The organism is Hyphomonas oceanitis SCH89 (assembly GCF_000685295.1).
GTDB classification, from domain to species: domain Bacteria; phylum Pseudomonadota; class Alphaproteobacteria; order Caulobacterales; family Hyphomonadaceae; genus Hyphomonas; species Hyphomonas oceanitis.
On the sequence record NZ_ARYL01000133.1, the window covers coordinates 1 to 985 of the forward strand.

Genomic DNA, 985 nt, shown 5'->3' on the forward strand with positions numbered 1-985 from the left:
CAGGGACACTCATCCCGGCAAGCCTCGTAACGGGTATCAACAGCGACCTGCCGGGCACGATCGTCGCGCAGGTCACCCAACCGGTCTACGACACCATCACCGGACAATACGTCCTGATCCCGCAAGGCTCGCGCCTCATTGGCCGCTACCAGTCTGAAGTGTCATTCGGCCAGGACCGCGCTCTGGTTACCTGGGACCGGATTATTTTCCCGGACGGAGCATCAATCTCCATCTCGGCGCCCGGCGCAGACGCGCAGGGCTATGCCGGCCTCACTGACAGAACGGATCATCACTGGAACCGGGTGTTCGTCGCGGCTGGTCTTGCGACCATCCTTGGCGTCGGCGCCGAACTCGGGCCGACAGGCGACGGCGATATCGAACGCGCCATCCGCCGGGGAACGACTGACACGGTCAATCAGGCCGGCCAGCGCGTCGTCGAACGCAATCTCGGCATCCAGCCCACCATCAGGGTCCGCCCCGGCTGGCCTGTCCGCGTGGTCGTCACGCGCGACCTCATTCTCAGACCGCATTGAACAGGAGACACCAAATGCAGGATCCTTGGACCCGACTTGAATACGAAGAAGTTGAAATGCCGGATGGACGGATCCTGCTCATCAAACGTGAACGCGCACCGCGCCTTGCGCGACGGGGACAGATCCTCCTGGAGATCGGTTTCGCGGTCACGATGACTTACCTGGTGCTGCCACTGTTTCAGGTTACACGCGTCTTCGGCGGCCATTGGCTCTGGGCTTACATACCGATGGCGATTGCCTATGTGGCGCTGACGTTCATTTTGTTTGAGAAACTGACAGCCTGGGCAAGCGCGCCGCCTGACGATCCCGCCGGCAGTAAAGTCGTCGGTATGGACCGCTCAACCGATGAATTGCCCGACATCGCGCGCGGCGAAACGGCGGCAGACTTCGGCCAGAGGGGCATTGACTGATGTCGCTTCGCCTCGACAAACTTCCGGACCGCACCCCTGTGC

The 985-nt window shown here is 61.9% G+C and carries 2 protein-coding genes; both read left to right on the forward strand.

Going from position 1 to position 985, the window contains the following annotated elements:
* A partial coding sequence (locus HOC_RS20575; protein ID WP_035542603.1) for a TraB/TrbI/VirB10 family type IV secretion system protein occupies positions 1-533 on the forward strand: 533 nt, incomplete at its 5' end.
* 14 nt (positions 534-547) lie between these two features.
* Positions 548-943, forward strand: coding sequence for a hypothetical protein (locus HOC_RS20580; RefSeq protein WP_035542604.1), 396 nt, complete (start codon positions 548-550; stop codon positions 941-943).
* The last annotated feature ends 42 nt before the right edge of the window (positions 944-985 follow it).

What these genes read in the sequence shown, in the direction of transcription:
- HOC_RS20580 (WP_035542604.1), top strand. Translation starts at nt 548, where the DNA reads ATGCAGGATCCTTGGACCCGACTTGAATACGAAGAAGTTGAAATGCCG.